This is a genomic window from Luteolibacter pohnpeiensis (assembly GCF_016595435.1).
In the GTDB taxonomy this organism is placed as follows: Bacteria; Verrucomicrobiota; Verrucomicrobiia; order Verrucomicrobiales; family Akkermansiaceae; genus Luteolibacter; species Luteolibacter pohnpeiensis.
This window is the reverse complement of the sequence record NZ_JAENIJ010000002.1, coordinates 115,483-134,669: the sequence shown is the minus strand read 5'-3', so window position 1 is coordinate 134,669 and position 19,187 is coordinate 115,483. Positions and strand designations below refer to the sequence as shown.

The 19,187-nt window shown below is 53.6% G+C and carries 22 protein-coding genes and 1 other RNA gene; 16 read left to right on the top strand and 7 right to left on the bottom strand.

Translation table 11 applies throughout. The features are described from left to right. Nucleotides 1–8: 8 nt before the first annotated feature. On the bottom strand, nt 9–1,190 hold the full coding sequence (locus tag JIN85_RS01745) for an MFS transporter (protein WP_200266994.1): 1,182 nt from the start codon (nt 1,188–1,190) through the stop codon (nt 9–11). A gap of 70 nt (nt 1,191–1,260) precedes the next feature. Here JIN85_RS01745 and JIN85_RS01740 point away from each other — a divergent pair, with 70 nt between their 5' ends. Genes JIN85_RS01740 through ispF form a run of 4 tightly spaced genes read left to right on the top strand, consistent with a single transcriptional unit; the run spans nt 1,261 to nt 4,105 of the window. Continuing rightward, nucleotides 1,261–2,133, top strand: a complete 873-nt coding sequence (locus JIN85_RS01740) for a LysR family transcriptional regulator (protein ID WP_200266992.1) — start codon at nt 1,261–1,263, stop codon at nt 2,131–2,133. Nucleotides 2,134–2,161: 28 nt separating this feature from the next. Continuing rightward, the gene (locus JIN85_RS01735) at nt 2,162–2,863 is read left to right on the top strand and encodes a phosphopantothenoylcysteine decarboxylase domain-containing protein (RefSeq protein ID WP_234047174.1); all 702 of its coding nucleotides are present in this window, start codon (nt 2,162–2,164) and stop codon (nt 2,861–2,863) included. Nucleotides 2,864–2,867: 4 nt separating this feature from the next. Beyond that, nucleotides 2,868–3,617: an inositol monophosphatase family protein gene (locus tag JIN85_RS01730; protein ID WP_200266990.1), complete on the top strand. Its 750-nt coding sequence runs from the start codon at nt 2,868–2,870 to the stop codon at nt 3,615–3,617. A 23-nt stretch (nt 3,618–3,640) separates the two neighbouring features. After that, nucleotides 3,641–4,105 carry a 2-C-methyl-D-erythritol 2,4-cyclodiphosphate synthase gene (gene ispF, locus JIN85_RS01725; RefSeq protein ID WP_234047173.1) on the top strand — a complete coding sequence of 155 codons (465 nt, stop codon included), beginning with the start codon at nt 3,641–3,643 and terminating at the stop codon, nt 4,103–4,105. An 89-nt stretch (nt 4,106–4,194) separates the two neighbouring features. Here ispF and JIN85_RS01720 read toward each other — a convergent pair whose 3' ends face one another. The 4 genes from JIN85_RS01720 to JIN85_RS01705 all read right to left on the bottom strand — a co-directional run bounded on the left by JIN85_RS01720 (nt 4,195) and on the right by JIN85_RS01705 (nt 6,189). After that, on the bottom strand, nt 4,195–4,785 hold the full coding sequence (locus tag JIN85_RS01720) for a hypothetical protein (RefSeq protein ID WP_200266988.1): 591 nt from the start codon (nt 4,783–4,785) through the stop codon (nt 4,195–4,197). Nucleotides 4,786–4,792: 7 nt separating this feature from the next. Continuing rightward, on the bottom strand, nt 4,793–5,161 hold the full coding sequence (locus tag JIN85_RS01715; protein WP_200266986.1) for a DUF6404 family protein: 369 nt from the start codon (nt 5,159–5,161) through the stop codon (nt 4,793–4,795). 75 nt (nt 5,162–5,236) lie between these two features. After that, nucleotides 5,237–5,625: RNase P RNA component class A (gene rnpB, locus JIN85_RS01710), an RNA gene on the bottom strand. 30 nt (nt 5,626–5,655) lie between these two features. Next, entirely contained in the window at nt 5,656–6,189 is a 534-nt protein-coding gene (locus JIN85_RS01705; protein WP_200266984.1) for a DUF456 domain-containing protein, read from the bottom strand. A gap of 402 nt (nt 6,190–6,591) precedes the next feature. Between JIN85_RS01705 and JIN85_RS01700 the strand changes: the two genes are divergently transcribed. The 9 genes from JIN85_RS01700 (at nt 6,592) to JIN85_RS01660 (ending at nt 12,877) form a co-directional block, all read left to right on the top strand. Beyond that, nucleotides 6,592–7,515, top strand: a complete 924-nt coding sequence (locus JIN85_RS01700) for a D-alanyl-D-alanine carboxypeptidase family protein (protein WP_200266982.1) — start codon at nt 6,592–6,594, stop codon at nt 7,513–7,515. A gap of 22 nt (nt 7,516–7,537) precedes the next feature. Then, a complete protein-coding gene (locus JIN85_RS01695) occupies nt 7,538–8,611 on the top strand; it encodes a 6-phosphofructokinase (RefSeq protein ID WP_200266980.1) in 1,074 nt (357 codons plus the stop codon). Between the two features lie 19 nt (nt 8,612–8,630). After that, the gene (locus tag JIN85_RS01690; RefSeq protein ID WP_200266978.1) at nt 8,631–9,116 is read left to right on the top strand and encodes an Lrp/AsnC family transcriptional regulator; all 486 of its coding nucleotides are present in this window, start codon (nt 8,631–8,633) and stop codon (nt 9,114–9,116) included. Nucleotides 9,117–9,212: 96 nt separating this feature from the next. Then, on the top strand, nt 9,213–9,872 hold the full coding sequence (locus JIN85_RS01685; RefSeq protein WP_234047172.1) for an RNA polymerase sigma factor: 660 nt from the start codon (nt 9,213–9,215) through the stop codon (nt 9,870–9,872). After that, nucleotides 9,856–10,491 (top strand): anti-sigma factor family protein, encoded by a 636-nt coding sequence (locus JIN85_RS01680; RefSeq protein WP_200266976.1) that lies wholly within the window; start codon nt 9,856–9,858, stop codon nt 10,489–10,491. The genes JIN85_RS01685 and JIN85_RS01680 overlap by 17 nt, the downstream gene beginning before the upstream one ends. After that, nucleotides 10,488–11,003, top strand: a complete 516-nt coding sequence (locus JIN85_RS01675) for a hypothetical protein (RefSeq protein ID WP_200266974.1) — start codon at nt 10,488–10,490, stop codon at nt 11,001–11,003. The genes JIN85_RS01680 and JIN85_RS01675 overlap by 4 nt, the downstream gene beginning before the upstream one ends. Before the next feature lie 6 nt (nt 11,004–11,009). Further along, a complete protein-coding gene (locus JIN85_RS01670) occupies nt 11,010–11,681 on the top strand; it encodes a DUF1573 domain-containing protein (protein WP_200266972.1) in 672 nt (223 codons plus the stop codon). Between the two features lie 81 nt (nt 11,682–11,762). Next, entirely contained in the window at nt 11,763–12,434 is a 672-nt protein-coding gene (locus tag JIN85_RS01665) for a DUF1573 domain-containing protein (protein ID WP_200266970.1), read from the top strand. Next, on the top strand, nt 12,431–12,877 hold the full coding sequence (locus JIN85_RS01660; RefSeq protein WP_200266968.1) for a rhodanese-like domain-containing protein: 447 nt from the start codon (nt 12,431–12,433) through the stop codon (nt 12,875–12,877). Before JIN85_RS01665 ends, JIN85_RS01660 begins: the two co-directional genes overlap by 4 nt. On the opposite strand, the gene JIN85_RS01655 is transcribed toward JIN85_RS01660, so the two are convergent. Together JIN85_RS01655 and lexA are read right to left on the bottom strand one after the other, a co-directional pair. Then, nucleotides 12,861–13,835 (bottom strand): hypothetical protein, encoded by a 975-nt coding sequence (locus JIN85_RS01655; RefSeq protein WP_200266966.1) that lies wholly within the window; start codon nt 13,833–13,835, stop codon nt 12,861–12,863. The genes JIN85_RS01660 and JIN85_RS01655 overlap by 17 nt on opposite strands. A 497-nt stretch (nt 13,836–14,332) precedes the next feature. Then, nucleotides 14,333–14,944, bottom strand: a complete 612-nt coding sequence (lexA, locus tag JIN85_RS01650) for a transcriptional repressor LexA (protein WP_200266964.1) — start codon at nt 14,942–14,944, stop codon at nt 14,333–14,335. A gap of 138 nt (nt 14,945–15,082) precedes the next feature. Here lexA and JIN85_RS01645 point away from each other — a divergent pair, with 138 nt between their 5' ends. The 3 genes from JIN85_RS01645 to JIN85_RS01635 all read left to right on the top strand — a co-directional run bounded on the left by JIN85_RS01645 (nt 15,083) and on the right by JIN85_RS01635 (nt 19,146). After that, nucleotides 15,083–16,327 (top strand): MFS transporter, encoded by a 1,245-nt coding sequence (locus JIN85_RS01645; RefSeq protein WP_325107898.1) that lies wholly within the window; start codon nt 15,083–15,085, stop codon nt 16,325–16,327. Nucleotides 16,328–16,399: 72 nt separating this feature from the next. After that, nucleotides 16,400–17,065 carry an OB-fold-containig protein gene (locus JIN85_RS01640; protein WP_200266960.1) on the top strand — a complete coding sequence of 222 codons (666 nt, stop codon included), beginning with the start codon at nt 16,400–16,402 and terminating at the stop codon, nt 17,063–17,065. Between the two features lie 38 nt (nt 17,066–17,103). Next, on the top strand, nt 17,104–19,146 hold the full coding sequence (locus JIN85_RS01635; protein WP_200266958.1) for a flotillin family protein: 2,043 nt from the start codon (nt 17,104–17,106) through the stop codon (nt 19,144–19,146). The last annotated feature ends 41 nt before the right edge of the window (nt 19,147–19,187 follow it).

Below are 19,187 nucleotides of genomic sequence, written 5' to 3'. Positions count from 1 at the left end.
TTCCTGAATCAATTTGGAACGGGCCGCAGCATCGCTCCACCACGGATGGCGATGAAAAGCGCGAAAATCACCACCAGTGAAAATGCTCCAGGAAGCCCGATCAGGTGACTTAACCCGCCGATGAGTGGCGGCCCGGCGAGGAATCCTAGGTAACCCATCATGGAAACGGCGGCGATGCCTTTGCCTGCGCCGCCTTCGTGGGCGCGACCACCGGCACCGAACAGCACGGGCACGAGATTGGAAAGCCCGACTCCAGAGAACAGGAGCCCCACGAAAGTGGCAGGCCAGAATTGGACGAGAACGATGATCAGCAGGCCGATGGTGGTGAGGGTGCCACTTACTTTCAGCACGCCGACGGGGCCAAGTTTCGCCGTGAAGTAATCGCCTGAGAGACGACCTCCCGCCATGGATAAGGAGAAAACTCCGTAAGCCACCGGTGCTAACCAATCGGCTGCGCCTGCGACGCTTTTGGTATAAACCGCGCTCCAATCCATCATGACGCCTTCCGCAAACAAGGCCATGCAGGCGAGCACGCCGATGCGAATCAACCGCTGATTTGGCAATTTAAAGCCGCTTTGTTTTTCAGGTGAATCGCTGTGGGTGGCATCACCGCTGATCAGATTTCCTGCGGCGATCATGGCAAGGCAGGCGAGGGAAATCGCGACGGTTGATGCGATCACCAAAGGCGAAACGCCTTGCTTCAAGGCCATGCTGGCGAACAGCGCGGCAATCAGACCGCCGCTGCTCCAAAGTGCCTGAAACGTTGCCATGATTGGCTTGGTGCCGGCATTTTCGACGGCGATCGCTTGCGAGTTGATGGTTACATCGAAAGCGCCCTTCACTGCACCGAAGAGCAAGGCCGCCGTGACTAACCAGACAAACGCGGGAGCCAGTGCGAGCGTGACGAGTGCAACGCAGAACGCCGGTGCCAGGCAGAGCAAAACCGGACGGCTGCCACGGCGGGAAATCACTTGGCCGACCAGCGGCATCGAAATTAACGCGCCAATCACCATTCCAAATAACGCGATACCGAGCTGGCCTTCATCGAGTTGGAATTTTGCTTTGAAAGACGGAATCAAGGTGGCCCAAGTTCCGAAGATCATGCCGTCGATGAGAAAATAGGCACAGGCTGACAATCGGGATTTCCGATGATCCGCCGCAGAGAGGGTGATCGTGTGATTCGTGTCCACACCCGGACTATCCGGGAAATTCGGGAATTCTTCTAATGGTAAGATTTCATGATGGTGATAACCTGAGGTTATGGAGATTCGCGAACTGAAATCTTTTGTCGTTCTGGCTGAACAACTTCATTTCGGGCGTGCTGCGAATCTGCTGAATCTCAGCCAACCGGCATTGACCAAGCAAATCCGCAAGTTGGAGGATGAGCTGGGTGGTGAGTTGTTTGAGCGTGGGAAACATCGGACCGTTCTCAGCGCGACCGGAATGCAATTCCTGCCGGAGGTGCGGGCGATGCTGCTGGGTTTTGATCGGCTTTTGCAGCGCGGCAGCATGGTCGCGCGTGGTGAGGTCGGGCAACTGAGGCTTGGGTTCGGATTTCATACATTTGAACTGGTTCCGAAGTTGATCGTCCGGCTGCGTGAGATCGCGCCCGGGATCGAGGTGAGTTTGCGCGACATGTCGACTGCAGAGCAGGTGAGCGCTTTGGAGGCCCGTGAGCTGGACCTCGGATTTCTACGCGCTCCAGTCCCGGCGTCGCTCCAGTCGATCGCGGCGGTGAAAGATCGGATGGCCTTCATTTCTTCCTCCGCTTCGCCGCTGCCGGAGAAGGCAACCTTGGCGGATTGCCGGGATCAGCCATTTGTGACGATTTCAGAAGATCGATCACCGGCATTTCATCGGCACACCTTGCAGCTTTGCGCCAGGCACGGGTTTCACCCGAAAATTGTGCAATCGGTCCCGGAATTCATGACTGCGGTGGCGCTGGTGCAAGCGGGGCTGGGGGTGGCGATGATTCCGCAATCGTTTTGGAATCATCGCATTGAGGGGGTTCGTTTCCATCGTTTGCGGGAAAAAAACGCGGCCTGGTCGGTTGCTGCAGCCTGGAATAAGGCCGATCGGAATCCGGCGCTGCTGGCATTTTTGAAATTGTTAAAAGCCGATTTGCGATCGTGATTTCCGAAGAAGCGCGGATCCCGGGCATTTGTCCGCTTGCCACGCGGCGGCAGCTGTCCAGACTGGCGGCGTGAACGTTCTCGTCACCGCCGGCCCCACACGCGAACCCATCGATCCTGTCCGTTTTTTAACGAACCGATCTTCGGGTAAAATGGGCTATGCCGTCGCTGAAGCCTTTGCCAAGGCGGGGCACACCGTGTTGCTGGTTTCAGGCCCGACTTCGCTGGACGTTCCTGACTACGTGGACTTTGTTCCCGTCACCACGGCTGCTGAAATGCACGAGGTGGTGGGGCATCATCTCAAGCGCATGGACATCGCCGTTTTTGTCGCGGCGGTCGCGGATTACACGCCGGCAAAGGTGGCGCCGCAAAAAATCAAAAAAGAGGGCGATTCCCTGATGCTTGAGTTGGTGAAAACCAAGGACATCCTCGGCTCCGCGCGCGGTGAGTTCGGCTTCGCCGGGACTTTGGTTGGCTTTGCTGCCGAAACGGAAAATCTTGAAGCCAACGCCCGCCGCAAACTGACCGGAAAGGGCTGCGATCTGGTGGTCGCCAATGACGTTTCGGAAGAGGGCAGGGGATTTGATAGCCACGGCAATGAAGTCACCCTTTGCTTCCCGGACCGAACCCTGGAATTGCCTCATGCTCCGAAATCCGAACTCGCCAAGGATCTGGTGGAAACCATTCTCGACCTTCATCTAACAAAAATTTCAACTTCATCCAACCACTGACATCATGAGCGATCTGGAATTGGCGACCTTCGCCGCACACGAAGCAGGAAAACTTTTACGCGCGAACTTCGGCAAGGAAGCTGCAGTTGATGAAGCGATGCACCACGATATCAAGCTGGCGCTGGACAAGGAGTCGCAGGATTTGATCACGAAAATTTTGCTCGATGCGCGTCCGTCCGATGCACTTTACGGCGAGGAAGGATTGGCCGGAAATCCGGATTCCGAACGCGAATGGATCGTCGATCCGATCGATGGCACGGTGAATTACTTCTACGGCATTCCTCACTTTTGCGTTTCGATCGCCTTGCGAGTGGCAGGTGAAATCACCGTGGGTGTGATTCATGACCCGATGGTGGGCGAAACCTGGACTGTCGAAAAAGGTGGCCCCGCTTTGTTGAATGGAGAGCCGATTCAGGTCAGTCCGCGTACGGACCTGGCGGAGTCCGTTTTGTTCGTCGGTTGCGGCAAGGACGAAGAAGCGTTGCGAACAGGAATCGAGCGCTTCCGTCGCGCCTCGCTCCAGGCTCGCAAGATGCGCATGATGGGATCGGCTGCACTCGGCATGGCCTACATCGCCAGCGGCAGATTGGACGCTTACGTCGAATCCAGAATTTCCCTGTGGGATATCGCGGCCGGCCAATTGTTGGTGGAAACCGCGGGTGGCAAGGTCGAGTTGACTCCAGCCGAAAACCATCAGGATGCCTGGGCAATTGTCGCGACCAACGGCAAGATTCCAATCGAGAAGATCCTCTAAGTTTCTGTTAGAATCCCATTCACATGACTGGAATCGGCTACGACGTTCATCGTTTTAAGGAAGGCAGACCGCTCGTTTTGGGTGGAGTGACAATCCCGCACACCCATGGTCTGGATGGCCATTCGGACGCGGATGTGCTTTGCCATGCGATTGCGGATGCGGTTCTGGGCGCGCTTGGCCAGCCGGATATCGGTTTCTTCTTTCCGCCGGGCGATCCGGCCTGCAAGGACATCTGCTCGTTGAAAATTCTGGAGAAATGCCGCGAAGTGGCGGATCAGGAAGGCCTGAGCATCGTCAATGTCGATTCCACCATCATCGCTGAAGCTCCCAAAGTCCTGCCACATCGTGAGGCGATGCGCGAAAAAATTGGTGCTGCCTTAGGCATCCCTCCTCAACGCGTGGGGATCAAGGCGACGACTAACGAAATGATGGGGTTTGTTGGCCGGAAAGAAGGCATCGCCGCGATGGCCGTGGCGGAGTGCCGGTGAGTAATCGAAGTAAGTTTGATGGTGTTCAGGTGTTGAAATTCATGAAGTATAGCTTGTTATTTGCCAGGTCGACGACGAAAAAGTCGATATCATTCACATGGCCAGACGAGGTATTGTAAAAAAAAGGCATAGTAACTTCCTTTTTGCTTCAACGCGGTCTCCATCGCTTCGAAATGCTCTTTCAGTTGCTCCACATTATCAATTTCATGAGGGGCGCGAGCGAATTTTAGATATTCCTTAAATTCGGGAGCTGAGGGTGTTTGACGCCAGTGCTCGAATTCCCAGCGATTCCGATAGTTCGGACGCTTCGGGAATTCGGATAATAGTCTGAGATCCGCGTTTTCGAAACGGGTTCGTATGGTAGCGGGTAGCTCGTATACCGCGAAGGAAAGTCCGTCACCATTGAAAGACCTCTCCGAGTCGTAGTCATACACGGGGACAGCCAACTCCACCTCAGTATCAAAAAGTCCGGCCAGGTAGGTTTGATGATCTTTTGTCTTAAATAAGAATAAACCGGCTATTGGTAGAGTTAGAGTTGTAACATATATTGCAATCTGCAGACTTACCTTTTTCCATCGCTTCTTGAATGCTGTGAGAATCACCCAGATCATGTATGGAATGAATCCGAGAATGGTGATGCTTAACACAATGCCCAAGATGGCAGGGATGATTTGGGTCATAGCTTTGTTAGATCGACTCGGCGTTGTCTTCCAATAGATCTTTTAAGGATGGAAGATGGAGCTTTTTACGGAGGTGGAGGAGTTCGAAGTTGCGGTATAACGCAACGATGAGTCCAAACGTTAGCGAGCCTGCTAGAAGAGGGCCACTGAGGGATTTGCCGGCGATGAGCCACATGCTGCATGTCCACAGCAATGATAACAGGAGGCACCGAACGAGAGTTGCCTGTGCCCCGGTTGCATAAATCGGAGGTTGGATCGCAAGTCCCATACGCCAGAACCACCGATGGATAGCGGGAGCTGACAGCTGCGGAGAAACGCCGAGCTGCATTAGTTTTTCCGCGCAGCGCGGCATTTCCATTCCGGAATTGTTCGCCATGGCTTCAAGTTAGTGATGTTCCTCACCTGACTCAATCAACTTCAGCGTTCGAGGTTAGAAGTTCGATCTTCAAAAGGATGCCGCTCCCCTGTAAGCCGGATTCTGTCCACCCGTTGCCGGGCTGGACGGCCATTTCTCTCACTCTGCCGAGGCGGAGCGCCCTGCTTGCGCAGGATGCGACTAATACCTGAATTTCTAACGGGCGGGCCGCCCTATTCTGTTCTGTCTTGCACCGCGCGGGGTTTTCCATGCCGCCGCAGTTGCCCTTGGCGCGGTGGGCTCTTACCCCACCATTTCAACCTTACCTGTGCCTTGCGGCCATCGGCGGTATTTTTTCTGCTGCACTTTCCGTCCGGTTGCCTCACGGCTTCCGTCCCTCGCTTTCACGAGGCGCGCTGCCCGATGGTGTCCGGACTTTCCTCAATCTGCAGCTTGCGCCCGATTGCGACCGTCCGGGGAGCGGCAGGGAGAAGCTGCCTGTTCACGGGTAATTATCAAACCAAAAAGACGTCCAGGAAGAACCAGAGGATCATGATGATGCCGATGGCAATTTTCATGCCCATGCCGGCAATGGTGCCGACGACCGAGCCAATGCCGGAGTTGGTGGCATAGCGGATGGATTTTTTTGAAAATAGCAGCTCACAGGCAAATGCGCCGATCAAAGGACCGAGCAAAAGCCCGAATGGCATGAAAAACAGGCCGACGATGCTGCCAACGAAGGCGCCGATCGCTCCCCATTTGGTGCCGCCAAACCACTTGGAGCCTGCTGCCCCACTGGCAATTTCAAAAGTTTGTGAAATGACCATGAAAAGGATGATCACCAGAAAGGACCACCACTCGAGCCCGGATCGATCCGCGCCGAGCATGAGCCGATGAGCGACCGCAGCGATAAGAATGATCAGGTGTCCGGGCAGGATGGGTAGAAAGCAGCCGATCAGGCCTGCAATAAGAAGACAGCTGGTAACAACCCATGCGAGGCCGATGCCAACGTTGTGCCAGGCTGCGGATGAAAGGATAGAGTGCCACATACGATATCTAGTGGTTTAAATGATCGATTGTGGCTTATCTCGTGGCTGCAAGGCGATCGCGAGCCTGGAGTTGATGGTGGAAAAAGGTGTGGTCGAATGATTTATGTAAGGGATAGTGGATTGCACGGGTAGGGAACTCGGGTTTTTCGGGGGTTTGGGGGCAAGAAATGTTCAAAGGGAAAGAAACATTTCGTGGAGAATTGCCAGGGGGATGGCGGGAATTGGTAAAAAGGGGGAATAACTCAATCGAGAGAAACGTCTGACGGCTCCAATTTCTTTCGGATTCGGAGAAGGCAGTTCGGCAAAAGATCGGGTTTGGAGTTGAGTTACAGCATCTGTCCGCTAATCTCAATGCCTTTAGGAATGCTGTATATGATTGTCAGGATTTTAGCACTGTTGTGCATGTTATTTCCAATGGTGGCCATGGGTCAAGGGACGGAAAGTATCATGGTGGTAGAGGCTCATTCAGGTAAAATCCTCATCGCCACCAATTCGTCGGTGAAGCGTCCGGTAGCGAGCTTGACCAAGATTGCAACGGCAGTGGTGGCGGTGGACTGGACAACCGCCAGTGGCCTGGATATCGGTTCGATTGAAATGACCGCACCGCAGACGGTGGCGATGGTGGGCGGACCAAATCCGATGAATCTGCAGCCGGGAGATCGGATTTCGATGCGGGATGCGATGTATTCCGCGTTGCTCGGATCGGATAACCTCGCGGCTCTGACGATTGCGGATTACGTCGGCCGTCAAATCCTGATCAAGCGCGGTAAGGACGGTGATCCAGTGGCGGCTTTTGTCGGAGAAATGAACAAGCTGGCGGCGGCGATCAATATGGATCGCACTCATTTCGAAAATCCGCACGGGTTGGATAACCGGAAAAACATCGGCACTTCCACGGCAGCAGATATCGCGCGGCTGTCGATTTATGCGATGCGCCGGAATGCGATCAGTTTCATCGTGAGACAAGAGAGTCGCAAAATCAGCGTCACAGGACCGGCGGGGACCCGGGAGTTCAATATCAAAAACACCAACGAATTGATCGGCGAACCTGGAATTTTGGGCCTGAAAACCGGCACGACGAACCTTGCCGGGCCTTGTCTTTCGGTTTGCATGGATCGCGATGCCTTTATCACCAAGAAGCCCGACGGTTCCAAAGGGGTCACTCCTCGCCGTCTGATTGTTGTTTTGCTGAACAGCCCGGACCGGTTTACAAAGGCTCGCAATCTCATCACGCAGGGTTGGTCCATCTACGATCCATGGCTTGAGTCTGGAGCACCGGTAAAAAATCCCGAGCGGGAAATTTTAAAAGTCCCTGACCCGCGCTGAAACCCATTTAGAATCTTTCATCATGCGAATTGGTATTCTCAATAGCGGCGGCGATTGTCCGGGACTGAATGCAGTGATCCATGGTGTGGTCGGAGCGGCCCACCAGTTGGGATGGGAGGTGATCGGGTTTCGCGATGGCTTTGAAGGGCTGCTGCCGCCAGGTGATTACAAGATTCTCAAACCTCAGGATACGATCGGCATCCTGAAGATGGGAGGCACCATCCTAGGTACCACCAACAAGGGCCATTTTGTGGCAAAAATCGGCAAGGGCGACGTGGCGGAGATTCCGCCTGAAATCGTAGCCCGTGCGAAACGGACTATGGAGCAGCTGGAAATCAGCGCGTTGGTCGTCGTCGGCGGTGATGGATCGCTGACCACTGGATTGCAGCTCTATCGTGAAGGTTGGCCAATCATTGGGGTGCCAAAGACGATCGATAACGATCTGGATGCGACAGCCATGACGTTCGGTTTCGATAGCGCCGTAACGTCTGTAGTGGATGGTCTCGACCGCCTGCACACGACGGGTGAAAGTCACAAACGGGTGATGGTATTGGAAGTGATGGGGCGCCACGCTGGCTGGATTGCGCTCTGGGGCGGCATCGCAGGTGGCTCCAATGTCATTCTATTGCCGGAAATTCCGTTTAGCCTGAACAAAGTCGCCGATTTCATCAAACAGCGCGATGCCCAGGGCTACCACAGCACGCTGGTCGTGGTTGCCGAGGGGGCATCCATGCCGGATGGTGAATTGGTGACGATTGCCTCCAATACCAGCGGCGAAGTCCGTTTGGGAGGCATCGGCGAACAAGTGGCAGCAAGTTTGCAGCGGCTCACCGGAAAAGATACCCGATCCACGACTCTTGGGCATTTGCAGCGAGGGGGAGCGCCCACGGCACTGGACCGGATTTTGGGCATGCGGTTCGGGGTCATGGCTGTGAAACTCGCGGAAGAAGGCGCCTTTGGCCGGATGGTCAGCTATCAGGCCTACCATGTGGATTCGGTTCCAATTGAGGACGCGGTCAGCAAATTGCGCCTGGTGGAACCTGGCGGAGAACTGGTTCTTGCCGCTAAAGCGGTTGGGATTTGCCTGGGAGACTGAACTGAGTTTTGTTGTGGCCATGCCTACCGACCCGTTAATCCAACTCCTGCGCCGCAAAGCCCGTTACTCCAACACGGAACTCGCGGATTTGCTTTCTCTTTCGCCCGATGAGGTATCGGTGCGAATGGCAGCGTGGGAAAAAGATGGCACGATTCTCGGCTATCACGCGGTGATCGATCCCGAGCATGCTGGCGATACAGCGGTCTCGGCTTTCATCGAGGTCAAAGTGACTCCGGAACGCGGTGGTGGCTTCGACCGCTTAGCGATGAGAATCGCGAAGTTCGATCAGGTCGTTTCCTGCTACCTGGCGAGTGGTGGCTATGATCTCATGGTCGTCGTCGAAGGCGGTGATTTGCGGGATGTAGCTCGATTCGTTTCGGAAAAACTCAGCACGCTGGAAGGCGTGCTTTCGACCGCAACGCATTTCCGTCTGAAGACTTACAAGGAAAACGGATTTTTATTTGAGGCAGAGCCGGGCGTTGAAAGGCTGGCGGTAGCCCCGTGATGCGTCCATCCGAACATTCCAGTTGCCTATGTTTTTTGAAACGATCAGGATTTCTCTCGGCTGCTGCGAGAGAATCGCGGAAAAAATTGGTGAAACATGAATAAAATGAGCGGGGACACGTCGAAGGATGCGAAAGGGCTTAACGGGCCCGTCGATCCGGACGATGCAGCGCTCGATCCGGATGACGATTTCCGGCTTGTCGCACTTGCTCAGAGTGGTGACATGCGGGCCTATGACGCGCTGATTACCCGTCATCGGGGTAGAATTTTCGCCATGATCCGCAATATGATTCATCAGGAAGCAGACGCTTGGGACCTCTCGCAAGAGGTCTTTATCAAGGCGTGGCAAGCGCTTCCCAAATTTGAAGCCAAGGCGCGTTTCTCGACCTGGCTTTATCGGATTGCGCACAATACCGTCTATGACTGGACGCGCAAGCGGAAGGTTGAGAGCGCTGGCGAACTCAACGACGAGATCTTTGAACGTGACCGGATTGATCCGGCTGCGCGGACGACCCCGTCGTTTACCGATGCGCCCGATGAATCGCTGGCACACGGCGAACTTCGAGAAAAAATCGAATCGGCGTTATCTAAGCTTTCACCTGAGCATAGGGAAGTTGTTATCCTTAAAGACGTGCAGGGACTTTCCTACAAAGAAATCGCCGAGGCCATGGAATCGACCCTGGGTACGGTGATGAGCCGCCTATTTTACGCGCGTCAAAAACTCCAATCGATGCTGAAAGATGAATACCAAACCTGATGAAATGATGCTGGCCCTTTGGCTGGAGGATGAACTGGAAGGTAAGGACTTGGCTGCCGTCGAAGCTTGGGCCCTGACCCAACCGGATCAACTTGCCGCCCGTCAGGAGGTTCGTGACTGGAAGAAAATGGTGAGCACGGCGCTCCCTGCTGCAGAAGAACCTCCATTCCCTGATTTCTTTAACAGCCGTATCGAGCAAAGCATTCGTGAATTGACTCCAAAGCCAGTACCGCGACCAGCTACGGTCACGGTGACTAAATTTTCCATTTGGAAGTCCTGGCTGATGCCCGCCAGCGCCTTTGCTGGGATGGCATTGGCATTCTGGATCGGCATGAAAACGCAGGACACTCCAGTTGCTGTGCCCGTTGCTAAAGTCAATCCGCCACTGGCCACCCCTGCTTCCTATACACCACTCGTCTATTCTCCAGAAATCGGCGTGGATGCTCATTGGTATTCCAGTTCTCCGGCTTCAGCGGCAGTTATTGTTTTGCAAGGGGTTAACGCCATTCCGGATTCGACCGATTTTACCCAAACGGTAATGATTCCGACCAATCGTGAAATGGATTCCACCGCAGGGCAACCTACAGGTGGCGGAGTAAGCCAACCAATTTCCCGATGAATCTTTGCAGATCCATCTTTCTGACCATTTTCTGTCTATTCGGCATGAATGGCGGCGCCCTTTTTGCCCAGGACGACCCCGGGAAAATGAGTGTTGGCCGCGTGAAGGTGGCGGTATATTACGGAACGGACGCTGATCCGGCAGCTGCGGGTGAGCGATTTCCGAAGGTAGAGGACACGGTGAAAAAGCAGCTGCAAAAAGAGCAGCAGCTTCAGTTCAAGCACTATCGACTGCTTGGCTTGGACGATCAACCGTTGTTCCGCAGTTACGAGAACTGGGCACAGCCATTGAAGCCGTCGGATGAGGTTCTGGTCCGTTTTGAATCCCGCAGCCTGCCTTCCAAAGACTCGATGAGGTTGGATTTGGAGCTTTGGCTGAGCCGTAAGAAGATTCTCAAGACGGATGCGCTGTTAGAACGCGATAAGCCTCTGTTCATTCTCGGGCCCGAGTGGCGCGGTGGTCGGCTGATTATTTCGGTAGCACTTGCAACCGATGAGAAACAGGCCCAGTAGTTGGCCATGAAAGTCGTGATCGCATCGTGGGCCGCACTGACGGGTGTGCTTTTCGCAGGCGGGCTGGAATTTGCCGAATCCACCAAGGAAGTCACTGTCGATCCCACTAAAGAGACAGTGACGGTCGATTTCAATTTCACGAATCGGAGTGACGAAAAGCTCCAGATTGAAAAGACCGATGGAGGTTGCACTTGCGTTGCGATCAAGGTTTCAGGAGGTAAAACCGTTTACGCACCGGGAGAATCGGGAGTTCTTCGAGCCATTGTTTCTCTCGAAAATTACACCGGAGAAGTCGATCGACCCCTGAATGTTTGGCTGAAGGGCGATCACCTGAAAACCCAGAAGCAGACATTGGATATCAAAATCAAGATCCCGGTTTTGGTTTCGGTGGAGCCTAAAACCCTGGTTTGGTCGGTTGGTGAAAAGCCGGAACCGAAAGTCATTAAAATTCAAATGCACGACACGCAACCGATCAAGGTTGAGTCGATTGAGTCTTCCAACGCATCGTTTGCGACGGAGTTGAAGACGCTCAAGGAAGGCACGGAATACGAGTTAACCGTAACCCCGTCCTCGACGGAAAAGCTCGGCGAGTTAGGCATTTTCCGGATTTTGACTGATTCCCGCGCCGAGCGGTATCGCTCGATCCAGGCATACGGCGGTATTCAGCAGAAACATTGAGGCGGGCTAATTTTACCTTCCTTCAGGATCAAATCCGTTCCTGCACTTGCAATCACTGCCAGATCGCATCATGTATAGCGCATGAAAGTCGTCATTGGATCGTGGCTGTTCTTGGCTGGGACGCTGTTTGCGGGTGGTCTCAAGTTTACTGAAACCTCCAAGGAAATTACGGCCGACCCAGCGGCCCGGAGTGTGACGGCCGAGTTCGATTTCACCAACGATACTCAGCACCCGGTGACGATTGAGAAAACTGACGGCGGTTGCTCATGTGTATCGGTCAAAGTAAGTGACGGCAAAACCCAGTTCTCGCCGGGAGAATCCGGAAAGATCCAAGCGGTATTCGATATCGGGAATTTTTCCGGTGAGGTCGATAAACCAGTGAAAGTTTGGCTCAAGGGAGAGGATGTCGATGTCGCGACCCAAACCCTCAAAATCCACATCAACATCCCGGTTTTGATCTCGATGGAGCCAAAAACCTTGAAGTGGACTGTGGGGGATAAGACGAGTTCCAAGACGATCAAAATCGCGGTTCATGATGACAAACCCGTTCATCTTGATGCGGTAAAATCCTCGACCAACGCTTTCACCACGAATTTGAAAACCATCAAGGATGGTGAGGAATACGAGCTTGAAGTTACCCCGGTCTCTACTGAAAAAATGGGCACTTTAGGCATTTTCCGTATTGAAACGGATTGTCCGATGGATCGCTACAAGCTGCTCCAGGCATTTGCTGTGATTCAGAAAAAGTCATGAAATCGTTCACTCAGCTCGCAATCATTGTGGGCCTCACGTTTGCAGCTGCAGGTGTCACTTATCTCGTGAAGGGGGCACCGGTACGAATGGTGATTTGTGATCCATCGACGCGCAAACCGGATGAAATCTGCTTGGGTGAGGTTGTCGAACCAGTAGTTTGGATCGATGCCAGATCCCGAAAAGCTTGGGAAAAAGATGGGCTTGAAGGATCGATCCTATGGAATCTGGACACTGCAGAGGACGCGCAGGAGCTTGAAGCGAACGCCGTCATGCACATCATGCAGAACCCCCATGTGGTGGTTTATTGCGATGATGAAAACTGCGGCCTTAGCCGACAAGTTGCCGCAAAGGTGCGGGCTCTGGATCTCGGCGCAGATGTGAAAGTCTTGCGAGGTGGCTGGCGCGCTTTAAAGGAAGCCGGTCGAATCAAGGGTTCCAATTGAGCGCGCTGATATCGAGCGCTTCAATGAAAGGCTTCTCGGGATCTTCCTCGGTGTTCCATCGGAGCAAAATCGTGCATGGCTGAGCCTGGCCATAGCGGAAACCCGAAAGATCATCCGAAAGAAGATCGGCTATCTGAGAGTGCTTGCTGCTGAAATACGCCTCGGCGATGGGCCGCGTGTTATCGTGCGCCATGAGTTTGATGGCCATCTTTTTCTCACGATTCGGCACCGCCTCATTGTAACAATTTGCTAGCGCTGAGGCGACCACTTCAAAGGTTTCAGCCTTGCTGACCGGAGTTTCGCAGAATTGCTTCAATCTCCCGCCATACAAATCGAGGAAAGGCTCAACCACCACTTTCGGATTTGCGGATTGTCGTGTTCGAACCAAGATCAGCTGTTGATCCGTGCCGTTGTTTTCCGTTCTGAATGCGACGCTGAAGTAGGTGTCGATGAGGTTTTCAATCGGATCCGGCGGCTGTTGCATTTCCACCACCGATCGCTGTACCGGAGGCATTGGTTTGGCCAGAACTGTGTCTTGCAGAGTGGTAGGATCTGCTTTGGTCTCGATCAATGGGAGCCGTTCTTCGAGGCTTTGAGCATTCAGAAATTGATTAAGCACTTCACCAGCTTGTTTGGCGACCTGTGCGAAATCCGGACTCTCTTTCGGGGCTGGCAACGCATCAGGAGTCTCTGGGGCACTGGGGGCATCTCCGCCGATGGATGATAATTCCTCAGGGGGGGGGCTGGCTTTGGGCGGAGACGTTGGTTGCAGGTCCTCTGCATTCGTCAGCGGCAACGGATCGGTTTTTCGATGCATCAGGAACATGCACAGTCCACTTACAATGGCGGCCAAGATGAGGATGCCGAAGATCGGGATCAGCATTCGTAAAATCGGACGCCGCCGGTAAGCGGACGGACGATAGGCGCGCCCTGTGTTGTAGGGATCTGGCTCCGGCATGGGCTTGCCGATCGGAGGCTCAGGGAAATCCGATCGCTGTGGCAAATGTCGTGGTTCCGGGCGAAATGGATGCTCAAGCCGAATGGGAGCTTCTGGGTCGCCCGACTCGGGAGTGGGTTGGTATTCCGTTCGTGCAGCTGGGGATGAAACAACGGGTAGGGGAATGTCCGATAACGATGGACGGTAATTTGAGGCTAATGGAGCTTGGATCTCGGTCCGGCAGTTAGGACAAGGTCCTACTACGCCTGCCAGATGAACGGGGAGTGTCAATCTCACCCGACATGCAGGGCACGAGAAACTGATCATGTTAGGGGGCTTCAAACTAGATCTATCCTAAAAAGCAATTCCATGTCCGTCAATTCCCCAGATTTGGTGAACTTATCTTTTCGGGACTGGGTATAACCGTAATCTCAAAACAAAAAACCGGAACCAGCCCGCGAAAGCGCTGATTCCGGATTATTTGTTAGAGATCGTGGTGGCTTTGAATCAGACGTGAATCAGTTGGTTTGCCGAAGCAGCGCGACGAGCACGCCTTGAATGATCAGCTCACGGGCAGGAATGAGATTCGGGTAATCTGGATTTTCTGCCTTTAGAAACGGTCGCCCTTTGTCCAAAACATAGCGTTTGAGAGTGGTTTCACCATCGATCAAAGCGGCAACAATGTCGTTTTTACGTGCTTCCTTGAATTCCAGAATCACCGTATCCCCATCGCAAATGTGCGCGTCAATCATGGAGTCTCCATGGACTTTCAACGCGAATGTGCGGGCATGACGTGGAATGCCGAGTGATGCAATATCGACGGAAATGCATCCTTGCTGTTCCTGAGGTGCGTCTTGGGACATACCGGCGGCAATCCGACCGTAAAGCGGAATGGTAACAACCTCGGCACGGTTGAGTTCATCGGGGAAAATGACGGCTCGGGCTTTTCCGGCGAGCCTCTGGATCACGCCTTTTCTCTCCAGCGCACGGAGGTGGCTCATCGCTGCAGTTTGGCTCGCGAAATTGAAATGGTGCTGAATTTCACGAGTCGACGGCATGATGCCGGACTCGCGTTGGGACGTTTTTAGAAAGTCCAGGATCTCTTGTTGGCGTGGGGTGAGGGCGTGCATAAGGGTGAACAGTGTTCGGTGGAACAAATCAAGTCGCAGGTCATTTAGCAAGGGAATTCGTAGATTCTACGGGGTGCGAGTTTGTAATTCCCATGAAAACCGACTGGATCTCTTGAGTCACACAGCCAAGCTCATGAAGTGAGGAACGACCCAGAACGCGGTAGTGGCAAATACGGAACATTCGTCTGGATTTGGCTCGCGTTCTTTTTTCAAGGCATGTCATCGGGCTGTTGGATGCCCGCCCTCACCAATATCATGCGATCCCTGGGCTTGTCCGAGTGGGTTGCGATCGCATTCATGGTGGCGCCGTTTGCGGCAATGGTTTCTCCACTGATCGGCGGCGCATTGGCGGATCAGCGGGTTGCCGCAAACCGATTGTTTGCCTATAGCTCGTTGCTCGGATCGATCTTTCTGGCGCTGGCATTTCTCGTATTGCATCGTGGCTGGAATGCGTGGTGGTTTATCGGTTTGTTAGGTCTATACTCCTTGGCTTGTGGCCCGATGTGGGGTTATCTTGCCACGGTTTCGTTTACCCATTTGGCGAAGTCCGAGCGAAGTTTTCCATTTGTTAGAATAGGAGCGACCCTGGGATGGGTGAGTGGCGGTCTGTTAACAGGACTCGTGTTGCATGCGGATAGCTCTCCTTTGGCGGGCTATGCTGGCGCGCTGGGCCGTCTGGCGGCAGGCGTCATCGGGCTTTGCCTTCCCTATACACCACCACTGGGCAAGAGCAGGTCGTGGCGAAGTCTGTTAGGCTTTGATGCGTTCACGCTGCTGAAGCAAAGGGATCATTGCGTTTTCTTTGTGGTGACCGCCTTGTTCTCCATCCCGCTTGCGGCATTCTACATGTTTTCGCCGGAGCAGTTGAAGGCAATGGGGGATACGCATCCGACTGCGACCATGGCGGTGGCTCAAGCTAGTGAAATCGTAGCGCTACTGATCGTTGGTTCGGTCATGGCGAGATTGCGTGTGAAAGTTGTGCTGTTGATGGCGCTGGGATTGTCCGCGCTGCGTTTTAGCTTGAGCGCGTATGCCGGGCTGGTTGGCGTCATAGGTTGGCACATCTTGGGTATCGGCCTTCATGGCGTTTGCTATACATTCTATTTCATTACGGCGCAGGTCTTCCTGGATCGCCGGGTGGATGCGGGAATGCGAGGGCAGGCGCAAGGACTGCTGGCATTTATGTCATCCGGATTCGGTCCGTTTATTGGTGCTCGCGTCTGTGGTTGGCTGCGCAACCATTTTGTTGAGGATGGAGTGGGAGGCTGGTTTCATTTTTGGGGAATCCTGGCGTCGATGATCGCTGTATGTTTCGTGATCTTCGCCGTGATGTACCGTGGCCTCGGAGTGGGTGGAAATTCTCAACACATAGATCAAAAGTGACTACAAACATGGGCTGCGTTTACACAGCGGAACATGTTGTCATGAATCGATGTGCTCCCTAAGGTCTCCTCCGTGAAAGAACTTTGGGAGCAGGCGTTGTTGCCATACAATCTGCCGCTGACAATCGCGCTAGGCGTGGTTGTCGTCTTCTGGCTTGTATCATTGCTTGGCGCAGTCGGTGTTGATCTGTTAGATTTCGATCTGCCCGACTCCGATGTTGACGTGGACATGGATGTCGATGTGGACGGCGATGCCGGAAATATTGGTGATGTCGCAGGAGCATTGCTTCGATTCGTAAATGCGGGGCTTATTCCGACCACGGTGGTCATCAGCGTGATGGTCACGGCCATGTGGGCGATTTCCATTCTGACGAATTATTATCTGAATCCAGGTCACAGCAATTTGCTTGCCCTTGGGTTTGCATTGGGCGCTCTGATTACGGGTGCCATCGTGACCAAATTGGTGACGCAGCCTTTGGTGCCACTGATGAAAAAGTTGAAGGAGCAGGAAGATGCGGTGCCGGTGATCGGTCAAACCGGCGTGGTCCGTTCCATCATTCTCGATTCAAAATTCGGTCAAGTCGAAGTCATTCGTGAACAGGGTGCTCCAGCGATTCTGAATGCGAGACTCACAGAAGGCGCGGACGCCATTCCCCGAGGTACTGAGATCGTAGTGGTATCACTCGATCAAAGCTCCGGAGTTTATCTAGTTCATCCCATTCCCACTACTTCAATCTAACGATTTATCCCAATCTAACCCTAGAAACCAAACCTCCCATGAAAGAATCCTCCATCCACTTGATTAGTTCCCATTTCCCTCCCGGGGTGTTGGGTGATCTCCTGGGCTCGATGAGCCTTGTTCTAATTGTGATCGGTGTCATCATCACCATTGGATTTGCTTATCTAATTCTAACTTGTTATCGGAAAGTCGAGAAAGGCAAAGCCTTGGTTCGGACCGGACAGGGACCGAAAGTGATTTTTAACGGTGGCTTTGTGTGGCCGATCATTCACCGCATCGAAGAGATCGACATTTCGGTGAAAAAGATCGAAGTCGACCGTACAGGAAAAAACGGTCTGATCTGTCAGGACAACATGCGGGCAGATATCAAAGTCGTGTTCTTCGTTCGTATCAATAACGTCCAGGAAGACGTGTTGAAAGTCGCCGAGTCGATCGGCTGCCAGCGTGCATCCAGTGAAGCAGAGATCCGTAATCTATTCGATGCGAAATTCTCTGAAGCGCTCAAGACCGTCGGCAAGCGCTTCCAATTCATCCAGCTCTACGAAGATCGTGATAAGTTCCGCGACGCGATCCTGCGTGTGATCGGCACCGATCTGAATGGCTATGTCCTCGAAGATGCTGCGATCGACTTTCTGGAGCAGACGCCAATCGAAATGCTTGATCCCGATAACATTCTCGATTCCGAGGGTATCAAGAAAATCACCGAACTCACTGCTGAACAAGCGAAGCTTTCGAACCGAATTCAGCGCGATAAGGAAAAGGTGATCAAACAGCAGGACGTGGAAGCACGTGAAGCCATCCTGGAGCTTGAGCGTCAGCTGAAAGAAACCGAGGCACGCCAGAAGCGCGAAGTCGAATCGGTGCAATCCCGTGAGGAAGCAGAAGCCGCCAAGGTTCGCGAGGAAGAACGCCGCAAAGCCGAGGTTGCACGCATCGCTGCAGACGAAGAATTGGCTATCGCTGAAGAAAACAAGCAACGCCAGGTGTTGGTTGCCCAGCGCAATAAAGAGCGCACCGATGCGGTCGAACTTGAGCGCGTCGAACGTGAGCGCATGGTCGAACAAATCGAACGTGAGCGCGTGACCGAGCTGAAACGCATCGAAGCGGAAAAAGCCGTCGAGATTCAACGCAAGGAAATCCAGGACGTCATCCGCGAGCGTGTCGTGGTTGAAAAGTCCGTGGTGGAAGAACAACAAAAAATCAAGGACACCGAAGCCTTCGCTGGTGCGGAGCGTGAGAAGAAGGTGCTGGTCACGGCTGCGGAGGCAACCGCTCAGGAAAACCTGATCCAACAAACCAAAGAGGCCGAGGCTCACAAACAAGCAGCGCAATTCAGAGCTGACGAAGAGGCGTACTCGATCACCACATCTGCGGAGGCACGTCGTCAGGCTGCAAAGCTGGATGCCGAGCAAATGATCATCATCGCCGAAGCCGAGCAAAGCTCTGCAGAGAAACAATCTCTTGCGAAGAAGATGCTTGCCGAAGCTGTTTCGAAGGAGTCCGCCGCAATTGGCATGGGCGAAGCCGATGTGCTGCGCGCCAAGGGCGAAGCCGATGCGGAAGCAATCCGTCTGAAAGCCGATGCGATGAAGCTGTTCGAAGAAGCCGGTCAGGATCACGAAGAGTTCAAACTGGAACTCGAGAAAGACAAGGCGATCGAACTCGCTCAGATCGACGTCCAACGTCAGATTGCCGAGCAACAGGCAGTTGTCATCGGAGAAGCCCTCAAGCATTCGAAGATCGACATCGTCGGCGGCGAAACCGAGTTCTTCGACCGTATCACCAAGGCGATTACTACGGGAAAAGTCGTAGATCGCGCGGTGGACAACAGCAAGGTGCTCGGAGACGTGAAGGACACCTTCTTCAATGGCGATCCGGAATACTTCAAATCCCAGATCAACACCTGGATCACCGATTTCGGTGTTTCCACTGAAGATCTGAAGAACTTGAGCATTTCCGCTCTGTTAGGAAAATTGATTGGAGATGCAAACGGTGAAAGTCGCCAGAAAATGATCGGTCTGCTTGGAACCGCGGAGCGATTTGGCCTTGCTGACGCGAAGGTCGCTTCGTTCCTGAAGTGATGATTACCCTATCCGGCAGGTTCTGTTAGAGCCTGCCGGAA